A 463-nucleotide genomic window follows, 5' to 3' on the forward strand; every position below is an offset into this window, starting at 1 on the left:
CACAAACAGATATTTGGATTGGAGCCTCTCCGGAGATTCTGCTAAAACATACAGATGGTATATGCACCACCGTTTCACTTGCCCGAACACGAGATTCTGCTAGCCTAAAAACAGACAACTGGTCGGAAAAGGAGATAGAAGAGCAAGGTATTGTGAGCAACTACATCGATAAAATTCTGGAACAATTCCGCATTGCTCCCGTTGATAAACATGGCCCGGTGATTGTAAATGCAGGAAATGTGTCGCACCTTAAAACAAGTTATCAATTTCCGTACAGCAGTGTGGCTGGCAGTATGAGCCGGTTGGTTGAACAATTGCATCCCACACCGGCATTGTGCGGTGAACCCAAGCAGCAAGCATTTAACCTAATCAGGCGTGTAGAAAAGCATAAACGTTACTACTACGGGGGATTCATTGGCCCAGTGGCCGAAAATGAGATGCATCTTTTTGTAAACATACGGTG

1 protein-coding gene is annotated in these 463 nt (G+C 45.1%); it reads left to right on the forward strand.

What is annotated here, in order from left to right:
* Window positions 1-463, forward strand: a 463-nt coding sequence (locus C6366_RS20990; RefSeq protein ID WP_199221594.1) for a chorismate-binding protein, incomplete at both ends; no start/stop codon positions are given.

It is taken from the genome of Desulfonatronum sp. SC1, assembly GCF_003046795.1.
Taxonomy (GTDB): Bacteria; Desulfobacterota; Desulfovibrionia; order Desulfovibrionales; family Desulfonatronaceae; genus Desulfonatronum.